Annotated in this window: 16 protein-coding genes; 10 read left to right on the top strand and 6 right to left on the bottom strand. The window is 63.2% G+C overall.

Features of this window, described 5'->3' with window-relative positions; genetic code table 11:
• The first annotated feature begins 41 nt into the window (after nucleotides 1–41).
• The 8 genes from EP165_RS07940 (at nucleotide 42) to EP165_RS07905 (ending at nucleotide 9,364) form a co-directional block, all read left to right on the top strand.
• Nucleotides 42–485 carry an SRPBCC family protein gene (locus tag EP165_RS07940; RefSeq protein WP_127521241.1) on the top strand — a complete coding sequence of 148 codons (444 nt, stop codon included), beginning with the start codon at nucleotides 42–44 and terminating at the stop codon, nucleotides 483–485.
• Nucleotides 482–3,742 (top strand): aconitate hydratase AcnA, encoded by a 3,261-nt coding sequence (acnA, locus tag EP165_RS07935; RefSeq protein WP_127521239.1) that lies wholly within the window; start codon nucleotides 482–484, stop codon nucleotides 3,740–3,742. Before EP165_RS07940 ends, acnA begins: the two co-directional genes overlap by 4 nt.
• Nucleotides 3,743–3,985: 243 nt before the next feature.
• Nucleotides 3,986–4,780: a TIGR02391 family protein gene (locus tag EP165_RS07930; RefSeq protein ID WP_127521237.1), complete on the top strand. Its 795-nt coding sequence runs from the start codon at nucleotides 3,986–3,988 to the stop codon at nucleotides 4,778–4,780.
• A 318-nt stretch (nucleotides 4,781–5,098) separates the two neighbouring features.
• Nucleotides 5,099–5,464: an endonuclease domain-containing protein gene (locus EP165_RS07925; RefSeq protein ID WP_127521235.1), complete on the top strand. Its 366-nt coding sequence runs from the start codon at nucleotides 5,099–5,101 to the stop codon at nucleotides 5,462–5,464.
• Between the two features lie 230 nt (nucleotides 5,465–5,694).
• Entirely contained in the window at nucleotides 5,695–6,537 is an 843-nt protein-coding gene (locus EP165_RS07920; protein WP_127521233.1) for a hypothetical protein, read from the top strand.
• A 199-nt stretch (nucleotides 6,538–6,736) separates the two neighbouring features.
• Entirely contained in the window at nucleotides 6,737–7,183 is a 447-nt protein-coding gene (locus tag EP165_RS07915; RefSeq protein ID WP_127521231.1) for a GNAT family N-acetyltransferase, read from the top strand.
• Nucleotides 7,184–7,253: 70 nt separating this feature from the next.
• On the top strand, nucleotides 7,254–8,132 hold the full coding sequence (locus EP165_RS07910; protein WP_127521229.1) for a bile acid:sodium symporter family protein: 879 nt from the start codon (nucleotides 7,254–7,256) through the stop codon (nucleotides 8,130–8,132).
• Between the two features lie 41 nt (nucleotides 8,133–8,173).
• Nucleotides 8,174–9,364, top strand: coding sequence for a vWA domain-containing protein (locus EP165_RS07905; protein ID WP_127521227.1), 1,191 nt, complete (start codon nucleotides 8,174–8,176; stop codon nucleotides 9,362–9,364).
• On the opposite strand, the gene EP165_RS07900 is transcribed toward EP165_RS07905, so the two are convergent.
• From EP165_RS07900 to EP165_RS07885, 4 genes are all read right to left on the bottom strand, one after another.
• A complete protein-coding gene (locus EP165_RS07900; protein WP_127521225.1) occupies nucleotides 9,361–10,530 on the bottom strand; it encodes a M20 aminoacylase family protein in 1,170 nt (389 codons plus the stop codon). The genes EP165_RS07905 and EP165_RS07900 overlap by 4 nt on opposite strands.
• Nucleotides 10,531–10,536: 6 nt before the next feature.
• Complete coding sequence (locus EP165_RS07895) at nucleotides 10,537–10,803, bottom strand: DUF2312 domain-containing protein (protein WP_127521223.1); 267 nt, start codon at nucleotides 10,801–10,803, stop codon at nucleotides 10,537–10,539.
• Between the two features lie 108 nt (nucleotides 10,804–10,911).
• A complete protein-coding gene (locus EP165_RS07890; RefSeq protein ID WP_127521221.1) occupies nucleotides 10,912–11,220 on the bottom strand; it encodes a DUF1244 domain-containing protein in 309 nt (102 codons plus the stop codon).
• A gap of 12 nt (nucleotides 11,221–11,232) precedes the next feature.
• Entirely contained in the window at nucleotides 11,233–12,039 is an 807-nt protein-coding gene (locus EP165_RS07885; protein ID WP_127521219.1) for an N-formylglutamate amidohydrolase, read from the bottom strand.
• A 170-nt stretch (nucleotides 12,040–12,209) separates the two neighbouring features.
• Here EP165_RS07885 and EP165_RS07880 point away from each other — a divergent pair, with 170 nt between their 5' ends.
• Both EP165_RS07880 and pyk read left to right on the top strand, forming a co-directional pair.
• Nucleotides 12,210–12,728: a DUF1036 domain-containing protein gene (locus EP165_RS07880; protein WP_206075882.1), complete on the top strand. Its 519-nt coding sequence runs from the start codon at nucleotides 12,210–12,212 to the stop codon at nucleotides 12,726–12,728.
• On the top strand, nucleotides 12,725–14,161 hold the full coding sequence (pyk, locus tag EP165_RS07875) for a pyruvate kinase (RefSeq protein WP_127521217.1): 1,437 nt from the start codon (nucleotides 12,725–12,727) through the stop codon (nucleotides 14,159–14,161). The genes EP165_RS07880 and pyk overlap by 4 nt, the downstream gene beginning before the upstream one ends.
• A gap of 4 nt (nucleotides 14,162–14,165) precedes the next feature.
• Here pyk and EP165_RS07870 read toward each other — a convergent pair whose 3' ends face one another.
• Together EP165_RS07870 and EP165_RS07865 are read right to left on the bottom strand one after the other, a co-directional pair.
• Nucleotides 14,166–15,230 carry an alpha/beta fold hydrolase gene (locus EP165_RS07870; RefSeq protein ID WP_127521215.1) on the bottom strand — a complete coding sequence of 355 codons (1,065 nt, stop codon included), beginning with the start codon at nucleotides 15,228–15,230 and terminating at the stop codon, nucleotides 14,166–14,168.
• A 42-nt stretch (nucleotides 15,231–15,272) separates the two neighbouring features.
• On the bottom strand, nucleotides 15,273–15,845 hold the full coding sequence (locus EP165_RS07865) for a hypothetical protein (RefSeq protein WP_501981663.1): 573 nt from the start codon (nucleotides 15,843–15,845) through the stop codon (nucleotides 15,273–15,275).
• Nucleotides 15,846–15,898 lie beyond the last annotated feature (53 nt).

The following is a 15,898-nucleotide window of genomic DNA, read 5'->3' as shown; positions in this document are numbered from 1 at the left end:
CTTGCGATAATCACAAGTACTCGCTTGTGGAGACCTGTGCAATGACGACCATCGATCATGAGTTCGAGGCCAAATGCGCCCCTGAGGCGCTGTGGGCAATTTTGTCTGATCTGACTGCTGTCAGCAGCTACAACCCGGCAGTCGCCAAGGCGCGCGTCCTGGGTACCAGGCAGGGCGAGGTCGGCGCGATGCGCGAATGCGATCTCCTGCCCAAAGGCAAGGTCAGTGAACGCGTCACTGTCTGGGAGCCTGGCCGCGCACTCGGCCTCGAGGTCGTGGAAAGCGACTGGCCGGTTCGTTACATGCGCTGGGTCACCCGCATCGAGCCGCGCGGCACCGGCAGCCGCCTCACCCAGCGCCTCGAATACAAGGTGAAGTTCGGCCCGCTCGGCGAGCTGCTCGACCGTCTGGCCATGCGGCGCAACATCTCCGTCAATGTCGGCAAGGCGCTGTCAGGCCTGATCGCCAGGGCCGAACAGGCATGAGCGCGCCATTCGAGGCGATCGCGGCCGAACTGCTCGCCGAGCCCGAAGTCACCACCTCGCGCATGTTCGGCTCGACCGCGCTTTCCTGCGCCGGCAAGGTCTTCGCGATGGAGGTGAAGGGCGAGCTTGTCGTCAAACTTGGAGCATCCCAGGCGGCGGAGCTTGTTGCCTCCGGTACCGCCCAAACATTCGATCCGGGCCACGGCCGCCCCATGAAGCAGTGGATCGCGATCGCGGCTGAACGGGACGCGACATGGAGCAATCTCGCCGGTCAGGCGCTAGACTACGCGCGGAGGCTGACGCCGGCAGACGCGGCCTGCGGCCCACCACCGCAATGCAGCATTTTTGCGCCGCCGCGCTCTGGAACTCTTGAACGAAATTCATTATACGGCGGGCAACCGTGCCAGCGGTCGGCACGTTCTCCAATTTGCGCCGAACCCAGCGCCGCCTTTTTTGGCTGGTCGCGAGGAACGGACAGCGGAAATGACCGTACCCGCACCCTTGCGCGTGTTAGGCATGCGAGTGGCGTCCTGTTCCTCATCGGCATAAGACAGCTAGGGAACGCCATGCCCAAATCGCTCGACAGTTTCAATTGCCGCCGCACCCTGAAGGCCGGATCGACGGAATATGTCTATTACGACCTGAAGGAAGCCGAGAAGAACGGGCTTGCCGGCATCGCCGCCCTGCCCTTCTCCATGAAGGTGCTGCTTGAGAACCTGTTGCGCAACGAGGATGGCCGCTCCGTCACAAGGGAGAGCATCGAGGCTGTCGCCGCCTGGCTGACCGACAAGGGCTCGGCCGGCGTCGAGATCGCCTATCGCCCGGCCCGCGTTCTGATGCAGGACTTCACCGGTGTGCCCGCCGTGGTCGACCTTGCCGCGATGCGCGACGGCATCAAGGCGCTCGGCGGCGACCCGGAGAAGATCAACCCGCTGGTGCCGGTCGATCTTGTCATCGACCACTCCGTCATCGTCGACGAGTTCGGCACCCCGATGGCCTTCGACCGCAATGTCGAGCTCGAATACAAGCGCAATGAGGAGCGCTACAAATTCCTCAAATGGGGCCAGCAGGCATTCCGCAACTTCCGCGTCGTGCCGCCCGGCACCGGCATCTGCCACCAGGTGAATCTCGAATATCTCGGCCAGGTCGTCTGGACGAAGGAAGAGGACGGCGAGACCGTCGCTTACCCCGACACCTGCGTCGGCACCGACAGCCACACCACCATGATCAACGGCCTCGGCGTGCTCGGCTGGGGCGTCGGCGGCATCGAGGCCGAGGCCGCCATGCTCGGCCAGCCGGTCTCCATGCTTCTGCCCGAGGTCATCGGCTTCAAGCTCAACGGCAAATTGCGCGAAGGCGTCACCGCCACCGATCTGGTGCTCACCGTCACCCAGATGCTGCGCAAGAAGGGTGTCGTCGGCAAGTTCGTCGAGTTCTTCGGCGACGGCCTCAATTCCATGACGCTGGCCGACCGCGCAACGATCGGCAACATGGCGCCCGAATACGGCGCCACCTGCGGCTTCTTCCCGGTCGATGGCGAGACAGTGCGTTACCTCACCACGTCGGGCCGCGAAGACGAGCGCATCGCGCTCGTCGAGGCCTATGCGAAGGCGCAGGGCATGTGGCGCGTCGCCGGCTCGCCCGACCCGGTCTTCACCGACACACTGGAGCTTGAGCTGGGCGACGTCGTGCCGTCCATGGCCGGCCCCAAGCGTCCCGAGGGCCGCATCCCGCTCGAAGGCATCGCACCCGGCTTCGCCGAGGCGCTCGGCGACGTCTACAAGAAGACCGCCGGCGTGGATAACCGCTACGCGGTCGAGGGCGAGGATTTCGATCTCGGCCATGGCGACGTGGCGATTGCCGCCATCACGTCCTGCACCAACACCTCGAACCCGTCGGTGCTGATCGGCGCCGGCCTGCTCGCCCGCAACGCCAACCGCCTCGGCCTCAAGCAGAAGCCCTGGGTCAAGACTTCGCTGGCCCCCGGTTCGCAGGTCGTCGCCGAATATCTGGAAAAGTCCGGCCTGCAGAAGGAGCTCGACACTATCGGCTTCAACCTGGTCGGCTTCGGCTGCACCACCTGCATCGGCAATTCCGGTCCGCTGCCGCCGGCGATTTCCAAGACCATCAACGACAAGGGCCTGATCGCGGCGTCCGTCCTGTCCGGCAACCGCAACTTCGAGGGCCGCGTGTCGCCAGACGTGCAGGCCAACTATCTGGCCTCGCCGCCGCTGGTCGTCGCTTATGCGCTCGCCGGCACGGTCACGAAGGACCTCACCACCGAGCCGCTCGGCGAAGGTGCCGACGGCAAGCCGGTCTACCTGAAGGACATCTGGCCCAGCAGCCAGGAGATCCAGGAGTTCATCGCCGAATTCGTCACCCGCGATCTCTTCGCGCGCAAATATGCCGACGTCTTCAAGGGCGACGAGAACTGGGCCAAGGTCCAGGCTCCTTCGGGTCAGACCTATGCCTGGGACAACCAGTCGACCTATGTGCAGAACCCGCCCTACTTCGAAGGCATGGGAAAGACCCCGCGCGCCGTGTCCGACATCAAGGGCGCCCGGGTGCTCGGTCTCTTCGGCGACAAGATCACCACCGACCACATCTCGCCAGCCGGTTCCATCAAGGCGGCCTCGCCCGCCGGCGAATACCTCACCTCGAACGGCGTCGGCGTTGCCGACTTCAACCAGTACGGCACGCGGCGCGGCAACCATGAGGTGATGATGCGCGGCACCTTCGCCAACATCCGCATCCGCAACCACATGCTGGGCGAAAACGGTCGCGAGGGCGGCTACACCATCCACTACCCGTCAAAGGACGAGCTTTCGATCTACGACGCGGCCATGCGCTACAAGGAAGAAGGCGTGCCGCTGGTCGTCTTCGCCGGCGTCGAATACGGCAACGGCTCATCGCGCGACTGGGCGGCCAAGGGCACCAACCTGCTCGGCGTCCGCGCCGTCATCGCCCAGTCCTTCGAACGCATCCACCGCTCGAACCTGATCGGCATGGGCGTCATCCCCTTCGTCATGGAAGGCGGCGACAGCTGGGCCCAACTCGACATGAAGGGCGACGAGCTGGTCACCATCGAGGGTCTGGAGACCATCAAGCCGCGCCAGAAGATGGTGGCGAAAGTCACCTTCGCCGATGGCACGGTGAAAGACGTCCCGATCCTGTGCCGCATCGATACGCTCGATGAGCTGGACTACTTCAAGAACGGCGGCATCCTGCAGGCCGTGCTGCGGGATCTGGCGGCTTAGGCGGCGGGCTGCCGCCTACCCTCCCCCACGAGGGGAGGGTCGCTCCGCACTGCGGAGCGGGGTGGGGGTAGCGCGGCCGCGCTCGACGCCTTGATCCTCCCCCGTTTCACGGGGAAGGGGACCGCCGAAGGCGGTGGAGGGGGCGGATCAGGCGCCAGCGTCGTTAAGATGTAACTGACTGAAAAGTGTTCCGAACGGTTTTTGCGGTATTATTCCGAAAGCACACCTGAGTCGGATCAATAGATGGCACGTAAACCTTCTCCACCAGAGCCCCGACCTGCCAGTCTGTCGGCAACGCAGATGCAGGAAGCGATTCCAAAAATCAGGCGACGAATTGCTGATGTCGAAGCATTCGACCCAGGTTCAGTAAGAGATTCGAGTGACCCGCGAATATCTTCTCTGGAGCACAAGCTCGATGCTTTGCTCGAAGGTGTTTTTGGCCCGGGAACTATCGAGCATAGACGATATTCCTACGATGCTGCGAAAATCGATCGCGCTTCATATGGCTTCTACGACACTTCGTTGTCGGAGGTTATCCAGGGTCTCAATGAGGGTAAGCGCGCCGTACTCCACCATTTGAACGAAATAATTTCCCAGTTCGAGGAGGAACTGGGGGATCGTGGAGCAACAAGTGAAGGGCAAGCGCTCAAAGCCTATCAGAACCTTGATCTCCACCCCGAAATCCAGCGAGCTGCTGGTCAGCTCTATCAAGATGGTCACTACGCGAACGCAATTGAGGATGCCGTGAAGGCACTTAATGCGCTAGTGCGTCTCAGAAGCGGCGAAGACGCCAAGGACGGGACTGCCTTGATGGAGTTCGTGTTCAGCCCCAAGAACCCGATCCTTAAGTTCAATGCGCTCGCTGACCAAAGCGACATCGATGAACAGAAGGGTTTCATGATGATGTTTTCAGGCGCAGTCGCTGGTCTGAGAAATCCTCGAGCACATCGGATCATAAAGGACGACCCCGAGAGCGCATTGGAGTTCATCGCTTTCATCAGCCTTCTGGCAAAGCTGGTGGATAAAGCGAAGAAGTAGCCGCGTTCCGAAGGACAACTCGAAAGCACAGCGGAGCGCGCCCTATCTCCCCCTTGGCGGGGGAGAAAATCTTTTCCCGCATTTGCGAGTGGGCTTGTCCCCGAGCAAGTGCTTGGAAAAGACAAGAGAGGGGGTCGATCAGAGCGCTCTACCACCCCCTCTCTTGCAATTTCTGACACTTGGGCTTCGCTACGCTCGCCCAAGATGTCGAAATAGCTTTCTCTCCCGCAAGGGGAGAGATAGTGCCGGCATCGGCCGCCTTCATAAATCACTGGCGTTTGCGCTACGCTGAGGCTGGACCTCAGCACCGGAAGAGCCATGCGCCAGCGCGTTCCACCGACCCACCGCCGCTTTGCCCGCGAAATGCGGGCCGACTCCACGAAGGCGGAGAACCTGTTGTGGCAGGCGCTGCGCAACAAGCAGCTTGAAGGTCTGAAATTCAAGCGTCAGGTGCCGATGGACGGCTACATCGTTGATTTCGTCTGTTTCGATGCGCGGCTGATTGTCGAAGTGGATGGCAGCCAACATGCTGAATCGCAGCGCGATGCCGCGCGCGACAGCCACTTCGCAGCGCAGGGCTTTCGCACCCTCAGGTTCTGGAATGACGAAGTCGAGCGCAATCTCGACAGCGTCTGCCGGACCATCCTTCTCGAAGCAAAGCCTGGCACAAACACCAGCGATTAACCGCAACGGCGATGCCGCGCTCCTCTATCTCCCCCTTGACGGGGGAGAAAGCAAATTCCTGGGCTTGGCAATGCCAAGTCCTTGGAATTTGCAAGAGAGGGGGTGGTCTGCCACGTGGACAAACCGCCCACACCTCCACTCCCCAACCCTCTGCGCTTTTTCTCCCACCGACTTATCCCCGCCCCTCGCCACCTTCGCGATAATCCTCCCGCCACGAAAGGAGGCGGCAGATGGACGGCAGTGCGGCGATCGAGCGGAACCGGGTGGCGCTGCGGCGCATCGTCCTGTCGCTCTTCGCCATGCTGGCCGAAGCTGGCATCCCCGGGGCGGGGCCCGCTGCCTCCGGCAGCTCCCGCCCGCTCGACGCCTTCCGTCATGCCACCGGCATGACGGATTTCGGGCTTCGCCCGATACCGGCGTCTCTCCCCCGCCATCTCTGGTGCGCCGTGCTGCGCCTTCTGCGCCCGGCCGAATCCGCCGCCCGGCGGCTGATCATTGCCGCCGCGCGCGGCATCGCCGTCACGGTGCCATCTGCCAACGGGACGAGTGCGGTCCTGCCCCGCAAGGCAAACGGCACAAAGCACGCGGCATCCGCCCCGCGCACTCTCACCTTTCCCCTGCTCGACCCGCTGCGCGATCCGCTAAGGCAGCGCCGCTGCATGACGCCGCCATACGCCGCCCCGCGTATCATGCTGCCAGGCGTCATCGAACCTTTTCGCCCGCCGCCGCCGCCCGCGCCTGACGATGCCGTCAGCGCGGCGCGCCTTGGCCAGCGGCTTGCCGCCCTCGCCGCCGTGCTCGACGATCTGCCGGGCCACGCGCGGCGCTTCGCCCGCTGGAAGGCACACCTCAATGCGGGGAGCGGAAATGCCGGCCGGGTCCGGCGCAACTCGCCGCTGCGGGCCGGACGGCCGCCCGGCGGCCGGCTCTCCGGCTGGGACGCTTCCGCCCGCGACGCCGCAGCCGCACGGGCGCGCGCCTTAGGCGGGCGCCCCGTCCGCGAGATCGACCTGATCCTCGCCCACGCCCACGAACTCGCCTTCGACGCGCTCACCTGCCCCGACACCTCGTGACCGGCGGCGGAACCCGGCAGGGCAGAGCGGTGGTGCAACAGAAAAGGAGAGATGGTCGTTGTGCCATGCGTCCTAACGGTGCCGATTGTCCGCCAACAAGCCGGCGACCGCCGCCGGAAATCCGGCGCCCGCGCGGAGCGCCGTTGCCAAGCAACGAATAGCGCGTGAGCGACAAAAAAGGCCGAAAGGAGCCCCCGCCATGCCCGATCTCGTCATCCGCCCGCTGGAAAAGGCCGATCACGCCGCCTGGCACGAATTGTGGACCGACTATCTGACCTTCTACGAGACCGAGAAGCCCGAGGAGGTTTTCGCCTCCACCTGGGAGCGGCTGTTCACGCCGGGCGAATACGAGCCGCGCGGGTTCATCGCACTACTCGACGGCAAGCCGGTCGGCCTGGTGCATTACATGGACCACCGCACCACATGGACCGTCGCCAACAATTGCTACCTGCAGGATCTGTTCACCGCGCCTGAGGCGCGCGGCTCGGGCGTCGGCGCGGCCCTCATCTCTGCTGTCGGCAGGGCAGCCGCCGAACGCGGCATCACCAACGTCTACTGGATGACGCAAAACAACAACGCCACCGCGCGCCGGCTTTACGACCGGGTGGCCAGACATCACGGCTTCATTCGTTACAACCTTGCATAAAGCATCGAGCCGATCCCGCGCCTTGAGGTAGCGTGGTATACTGTTGCCTGCGCAGCGATTCGGTGATCCCATGCAAGCCAGCCCGCTCCTCACCATCGGCCTTCCCGTAGCACTCATCATCATCATGCTGGGCCTTGGCCTATCGCTGAAGCTCGAGGATTTCACCAAGTTCCTGTCGCGGCCGAAACCTGTCGTTGTCGGCCTTGCCTGCCACCTCCTCATCCTGCCGGTTGTCTGCCTGGCTCTGGTGTGGGCCATGAACCTCTCCGCCGCGGCCGCGGTGGGCATGATGCTCCTGGCCGCGAGCCCCGCCGGCACCTCGGCGACAATCTACACGCACCTTGCTCGCGGCGATGTCGCGCTCAGCCTCACCTTCGCGGCGGTGACCACGCTGCTTGCCATCGCCACCATCCCGCTGTTTTCCAACGGCTCCATGCTGCTGTTCTATGGCGAGGGCGGCGCCGTTTATCTCGGCGTCATGCAGATCCTGCAGTTCTTCGCCGTCGCCATCCTGCCGGCCATGATCGGTGTGCTCATCAACAGCCGTTATCCTGCGCTTGCGCGGCGCCTCGACCGGCCGGTGAAGGTGCTTGCCATGGTGTTTTTAGCCGCCGTCGTCGTCTTCGCCATCGTCGGCCAGTGGTCGGTTGTGCTGGTCTGGGCACCGGTGCTGGGCGCAATCGTTCTTCTGTTCAATCTGGCCACGCTTGCCGTCGGTTACCTCGTGCCGCGCATGGCCGGGGTGGACCGCCCGCAGGCCGTGGCACTGGCCATGAGCATCAGCATTCACAATGCCGCGATCGTCATCACCCTGGCGCTCAGCGAATATCTGCTCAACAATGCCGAAATGGCGATCCCGCCCGCCCTTTACGGCGTCATTGCCTATATCACCGCGGCCGCTTTCGTCTGGGCTTCCAATCGCAGGCAGGGCGCGCCGGAGCAGGGGTAAAGAGGCTTCGCCGCGTGGCCGGGCTGTGCTAACCGGTTCTGATGTTCATTCCCTTCTTCCTCGAGCTCAAGGCTGCCAGGGTGCCGGTCTCGCTGCGCGAATACCTGACCTTGCTTGAAGGCATGGACGCGCAGCTCGTCGACTACGATGTCGAGGGTTTCTACTTCCTCGCCCGCTCCACTCTGGTCAAGGACGAGCGCCATATCGACCGTTTCGATCAGGTGTTCAGCCATGTCTTCAAGGGCCTGGAGGCCGTTTCCGGCGAAGCCGCCATCGACGTCGAGAACCTGCCCGAGGAATGGCTGCGGCGGCTCGCAGAAAAACACCTGACCGAGGAAGAAAAGAAGCTGGTCGAATCTCTCGGCGGTTTCGAAAAGCTGATGGAAACGCTGCGGAAACGGCTGGAAGAGCAGAAAGGCCGTCACCAGGGCGGCTCGAAATGGATCGGCACCGCCGGCACGTCTCCGTTCGGCGCCTATGGCTACAATCCCGAAGGCATCCGCATCGGCCAGCATGAATCGCGCCATCGCCGCGCGGTGAAGGTCTGGGACAAGCGCGAGTTCAGGAACTTCGACGACCAGGTCGAAATCGGCACCCGCAACATCAAGGTGGCGCTGAAGCGGCTCCGCCGCTGGGTGCGCGAAGGCGCCGACGAGGAACTCGACCTGCCGGGCACCATCCACGCCACGGCCGAGCATGGCTATCTCCACGTCAAGACCCGGCCCGAGCGCCGCAACGCGGTGAAGCTGTTGATGTTTTTCGATGTCGGCGGTTCGATGGACGACCACATCCGCGTTGTCGAGGAGCTGTTTTCGGCTGCCCGCGCCGAGTTCCGGCAGCTCGAATATTTTTACTTCCACAACTGCCTCTACGAGGGGCTGTGGAAGGACAATCGCCGCCGCCATGCCGAAGTCACGCCCACCCTCGACGTGCTTCACAAATACGGTTCCGACTACAAGGTGGTCTTTGTCGGCGACGCCTCCATGAGCCCCTACGAGATCGCCTATCCCGGCGGTTCGGTGGAACACTGGAACGCCGAGCCGGGGGCCGTGTGGCTGAACCGGGTGCTCGAGCACTGGCCGAATGCAGTGTGGATCAACCCGGTCCGCGAGAAGCACTGGGGCTACACGCACTCCATCCAGATGGTCCGCGAGCTTTTTGCCAATCGCATGTACCCGCTCACCCTGTCCGGTCTGGAACGGGCGACGAAGGAACTTTCAAGGAAACACTAGGTCGCCGGCTTCAGCGCCGTCTCGGTCAGCCGCACCCAGTAGCTGATCCCCTGCGGAATGATCGCATCGTTGAAATCGTACGCGGGGTGGTGCAGGCCGGCGCTCTCGCCATTGCCGATGAAGATGAAGGCGCCGGGCCGGGCGTTGAGCATGTGCGAGAAATCCTCGCCCGCCAGAACCGGCTTTGCGTCGCGGTCGGTCCCGGCCTCGCCGGCAATGTCGGCAGCGACATTCGCCGCAAGGTCGGTTTCGGCGCCGTGATTGAACGTCACGGTGGCAGGATTGTCGAACTCGAACTCGACGGTCGCACCATGTGCCGCGGCGATACCCTGCGCGATCCGTTCGATTGCAGCACGCGTCTCCTCGACCTGGGCGGCCTCCAGCGTACGCACGGTGCCGAGCATCTCCGCCTGTTCGGGAATGATGTTGAACGCCGTACCGGCCGCCATGCTGGTCACCGACACGACAACGGACGATACCGGGTCCGTGTTGCGCCCGACAATCGTCTGCAGCGCAGTGATGATCTGGCTTGCGATCACGATGGGATCGACGGTCGCATTGGGCCGCGCCGCATGACCGCCGACACCAATCACCCTGAGCGTGAAGCGCGAGACCGACCCCATGATCCCGGCGGGCTTGATGGCAAAGCTGCCTGCCTTGAGACCCGGCATGTTGTGCATGCCGAAAACCCGGTCGATGCCAAACCGGTCGAGCACGCCGTCGTCGATCATCGCCTTGGCGCCTTGGCCGATCTCCTCGGCCGGCTGAAAGATCAGTACACAGGTCCCGCTGAAATTGCGGGTTTCGGCGAGATATTTCGCGGCGCCCAGCAGCATGGCGGTGTGTCCATCATGGCCGCAGGCATGCATGATGCCCAGCGTGCCTGACGCGTGCCCCGCACCGCTTGTTTCGACGATCGGCAGCGCGTCCATGTCGGCCCTCAGGCCGATTGTGGGACCATCGCCGCGATTGCCCTTGATGACGGCGACGATGCCCGATTGCCCGATGCCGGTCTCAACCTGATCGCAGCCGAATTCACGCAGCCTTTCGGCGACGAAATTCGCCGTCCCGGGGAGATCGAAACCGAGTTCGGGATGTGCATGAATATGCCGGCGCCAACCGGCCACCTCGTCATGCAGTTCCGCGGCTCGGTTAAGGACCGGCATGAGGCGTCAGGCCATACCCAGTGCGGCCTTGTAGAGGTCGAGCATTGCCTCTTCCTCCTGCCGCTCCGCCTGGTCCTTCTTACGCAGCCGCACAAGGGTTCGAACGGCCTTGGTGTCGTAGCCATTGCCCTTGAGCTCGGCATAGACTTCCTTGATGTCGTCCGAGACGGTCTTTTTGTCTTCCTCGAGCCGCTCGATACGTTCGATGAAGGCCCGCAGCTGACCGGCGGCAACTGTCTGCGCTGTCTCGTTGGTGATCTCGTCGTCTGCCACTTCATGCTCCGAAATGTGTGCCTGCCACGTGTATCACGCGGCCAATTCGCCACCCGGATTGCCGCAGCGAACCGGCGCGGTCAAGGCGGCGGGCAAAGCTTCTACAATTCAGTGTTCTTTTGGCCGGTTTTGCTCGAATGCGTCCTGCTTTTCCGCCGATGCCTCGGTCTGGTATTTCGCCCGCCAGTCCTCGTAGGGCATGCCGTAGATGATCTTACGCGATTCCGCCTTGTCGAGTTCAATGCCCTTTTCTTCCGCGGCATCGCGGTACCAGTTGGACAGGCAGTTGCGGCAAAAGCCGGCAAGATTCATCAGATCGATATTCTGAACGTCCGTCCGTTCGCGCAGATGCGTGACAAGCCTGCGGAATGCCGCGGCTTCCAGCTCGGTCTGCTGTTCTTTTGTCAGTTCGGCCATTTGAGCCTCCCTTCAAATCTGCGGCACTGGCCCCGTTCGCGAGCCAAATTGCCGGTACTCATGGATATCGGGCTGCCGGTTGATGGCGTCAAGCATCGGCGCAAGCCGCTCGGCCCATTCCGCCGCACCCGCTTCGTCTGCGATCAGGTCCTGCCTGATCTCGATCAGGGCATGCGCGATACCCGGCACGATGCAATGGCGGAACATGGTGTCACCGCGCAGCGCCCCGTCATAAGGTTCGTTGTCCCCGACCGTAAGCGAACCGTCGGCTGCCAGCATGTCGAGCAGCGCATTCGGCGCCCGCGGATCGCTGTCCCACAACACGCCGACCTGCCAGGGCCGCTGCCGGTTCAACATGCGTGGCGTGAAAGAATGGATCGAAAATACGAACGGCGCGCAATGCGCAGCCTCGGCGACTTGTCCGACAAGCGCCGCGACGGCCGCATGATAGGGCCGGTAGTAGAGCTCAAGCCGCCTTTCGCGCTCTTCCGGCAACATCGGATAATTGTGAGGAACGATCGTCCCGTCATAGATCTGCCGGATCAGCGTCGGGTCGTCCTCGCCACGGTTCGGGTCGATCAGCAACCGAGAGAAGCCGCCGAGCACAGCCGGCGCGCCGGTCAGCTCCGCAAGCCTGCGCGTTACAGCTTCGACGCCGATATCATAGGCGATGTGCCGGTCGAACTCACTGGCCGGCAGCCCAAGATCGCCATACTCCGCCGGCAGCGCCCGCTTTGCATGATCGGCCACGAGCACGAGACCGAGCGACGCATCGCCGGCAATCGTTTCGAAGGGCGCAAATTCGGCAGTCGCGTCCATTTGGCGTGGCAACTCTTGGCGTGGGGAATGCGCTTCATTCCCATGATCGGGCCTTGCGCGCAATGCCGTTGTTTGGCCAAGCTTGTGCCGCAACAGGGGAATTGGCATGGCCGCTTGGGGTGCGCCGCGTTGACATGTTCCGGTACTTTGCAGAAAAGGATTCGTCACGAATGCAGGTTTCGAATTCCAAAGGTTTGCGCATGGTCCCGTTCTTGAGGGCGGTGCTGGTCCGATTGGCCGGAGCGGCCTGCCTGTCGTTGCTTGCCGGCGCGGCGCTGATCGCGAACACGGACAATGCACGGGCCGACTTCCGTGTCTGCAACGCCACGCAGGCACTTGTTGGCGTTGCGATCGGTTACCGCGCGAGCACTGGCTGGATCACCGAAGGCTGGTGGCACGTCGACGCCTCCACCTGCAAGACGCTCATCGAAGGGCCGCTGGCTTCGCGGTATTATTATCTGTACGCGGAAGACGCCGAACGTGGCGGCCGCTGGGAAGGGGCGATCAGCATGTGTGTGGCCGAGCGCGAATTCAAGATAGCCGGTGTCAATGACTGCTTCGCGCGCGGCTTCCAGCGCGCCGGCTTTGAAGAGTATGATACAGGCGAACAGACAAGCTGGATGGTGCAGCTGACAGACGGGCCCGCAGGCACCGGCGCAGCTGGCCTGGCTGGAGCAGGAACGGAATGAGGCGCAGCCGCAAGGTCAAGATTCTCGCAACGCTGGGGCCGGCTTCTTCGGAAGAGCCGAAAATCCGCGAACTGTTCGAAGCCGGCGCAGATGTCTTCCGCATCAATATGAGCCACGCCGACCACAAGCTGATGCGCACCCTGGTATCGCGCATCCGCAACGTCGAGAAGGAGGTCGGGCGCCCTATTGGCATTCTGGCCGACCTGCAGGGCCCCAAGCTGCGCGTCGGCACCTTTGCCGAAGGTGCGGTCGAGCTTGAGCCCGGGCAGACCTTCACATTCGACGACAATCCCGCGCCCGGCGACACCACGCGCGTTCACCTGCCGCATCCCGAAATCCTGAGTTCGGTAGAGGCCGGGCACAGGCTGCTTGTCGACGACGGCAGGCTGCACCTCGTCTGCGAGGAAACCGATGGCAGGAGCATTCGCACTCGTGTTGTCACCGGCCGCAGGATTTCCGACCGCAAGGGCGTCAGCCTGCCTGACACCGACCTGCCGGTCGGTGCACTGACCGACAAGGACCGCTCCGACCTTGAGGCGGTGCTTGAAACCGGCGTCAACTGGGTAGCGCTGTCCTTCATCCAGCGCCCGGAGGATCTGGCGGAAGTGCGCAAGATCGCCCGTGGCCGCGCACTGCTCCTTTCCAAGATCGAGAAGCCGCAGGCTGTAGCCCGGCTTGCAGAGATCATCGAATTGTCCGACGCGCTGATGGTGGCGCGCGGCGACCTCGGCGTCGAGATGCCGCTGGAATCGGTCCCAGGCATCCAGAAGCAGATTACCCGCGCCGCTCGCAAGGCCGGCAAGCCGGTGGTCATCGCAACTCAGATGCTGGAATCGATGATCAGCGCGCCCGTGCCGACGCGCGCCGAGGTATCCGACGTTTCGATTGCCGTATTCGAGGGTGCCGACGCAATCATGCTCTCGGCGGAATCGGCCGCCGGGCAATACCCGGTCGAAGCCGTACAGATGATGAATGCAATCGCCGAACAGGTTGAGCGCGATCCGCTTTATCCCGGCATCATTCACGCCCAGCGCTCCGAGCCCGAGGCAACCGGCGCCGATGTCATTTCGGCCGGTGCGCGGCAGATTGCCGAAACGCTGAACCTGTCCGCGATCGTGACATACACATCATCTGGCACCACGGGATTGCGCGCAGCGCGCGAGCGTCCGCTCGTGCCCATCATCGCGCTTTCGCCGGTGCCGGACACCGCGCGCCGCCTGTCGCTGGTATGGGGCACGCACTGCGTGATTTCGCCCGACGCCGTCGATCTCGACGACATGGTCGATCGCGCATGTCGTATTGCCTATGAGGAAGAATTCGGCCGCCCGGGCGACCGCGTCATCATCACCGCCGGCGTTCCATTGAGAACACCAGGCGCTACCAACATGCTGCGCATCGCCTTTATCGGCTCAGACGGGTTGAGCAGCGCCTGACGCTTCAGCCGCCCGATGCCGCCTCGACCGGCGGCTTCTCGTCGTGACAGCGCTCGATTGGCCCGAACGCGTGTCCGGCAATCCGGCTTTCCACAGCCAACGCAGCGGTTCTGAGATCGATCACCTGACCGGCCACCTTCGTGATCGCAGCGGCAACGAGGTCCGGCGCGATCCAGTCCGGCTTGTGGCCGAGATTTCCGACCCAGACCAGCTCGGCATCCGGGATATCGCGTCCGAGCCCCACCGAGTGAATTTCTTCATAGACCACTGTGTCGCTGTCGCCGGAGATTACGACCGTGGGCACGCCGATTTCGCCGTAGCGCTGCGCCGCCTGGCTGACGTGCGGGAACAGGCTTTTCACATCGGCAGCGTTGGCGCGGAAGGCAGAGGGGCGCAGCACCAGCTCGATAGCCGCATCATGATTGTAGCGCTCGGGAACCGGATTGGGCGCGAAGACACAATCGGTGGCAGCAGCCATCCGCAGCCAGCCCGCCGGCAACGAAATCGTTTCGGAGAAAAGGCGGCCGATCACCGGCATCGCTGTCAGATCGTAATACCAGGAGGTTCCGCCGCCCGGCCAGGGATGGCTCGCCGCGGCCACGAACACCAGCCCCAGCGTCCTGCCCGGATGCTCCAGCGCAAAGGTAGCCGCAATGCCACCCCCAAAGGAATGTCCGACGATGATCGCCTTGTCGATGCCCAACGCGTCCATCAGCGCAGCGATTGTATGCGACTGCGCGTCAGGGGTGGCGTTGTCCGGCCCGCGCGTCGACCACCCGTGCCCCGGGCGGTCGAAGAAGAGCATTTCCGCCTTTCCTTCCAGCTCTTTCCGGATCGGCAACATCTGGTCGAGCAGGTTGGCGCTGGCACCGTGAACGAAGACCACAGGCGGGAGTGTCGGGTTTTCGGCAGGCACATGCACATGGTGCACGCGGGTGTCGCGCACAGTGACGAAACTACCGACTGGCGGATTGCGCTTCTCAATCAGCCAGACGCCGAAACGTGTCGTTCCCGCAAGAACGAGCACCAGGCCGGCAATGATGGCGAGAGCTGCTGTGAAAACGTTCATGAAGTCCGGCTGGCAGAGGAGGTTTGAGGAGATGCTGCTCGGTCAGATACCTTCGCCGGCGAGCTCTTCGGCTAGGTCGGCGACTTCTTCCTGCGCGCTGCGCAGCATGGGGTAGACATCGAGCACGCGCTGGAAAGCCTGCATCGCCGGCTCTTTCATGTCGTATGTCTTGAAAATGGCGGCCATGCCCGACAAAGCGCCGAAATGGCGCGGCTCAAGCCGCAGCACATGCTCAATATCGGTCATCGACTTGGAGTAGGAACCCATCGCGTAATGGAGGGTCGCGCGTCGGTTCCAGCCTTCCGCGAATTGAGGCGCCAGCACCGTTATCTGATCGAGAAAGTCGAGCGCGACATCGTAGCGTTCTTCCGACATCGCCTTTTGCGACCATTGCATCATCAGGTCGACGGTGGCGCTGCCGGATCGGCCCCACTCCTCGCGGATGAAATTGGCAATGCGTTTCGCGGCCGCTTCGTTGCGCTCGCGTTTCAGGTCTTCGAACAGCTTGTCGAGACGGGAAGGCCCCTGCAACGCCGAAACGTCGGCCGTTTGGGCACTCGCCGGCGGCACCGCCAGCAGCAGCATAGCTAAGAAGGATATGAGAATCCGCAGCATCGGCGGGAATCTATGCCCGCCGAGCCAAACGTCAAACTGAAAATCGCGTGAAG

This window comes from Mesorhizobium sp. Z1-4 (assembly GCF_004000235.1).
Lineage (GTDB): Bacteria > Pseudomonadota > Alphaproteobacteria > Rhizobiales > Rhizobiaceae > RCIO01.
Note: the sequence above shows the minus strand (reverse complement) of the source record. Positions and strands in the feature narration are given on the sequence as shown.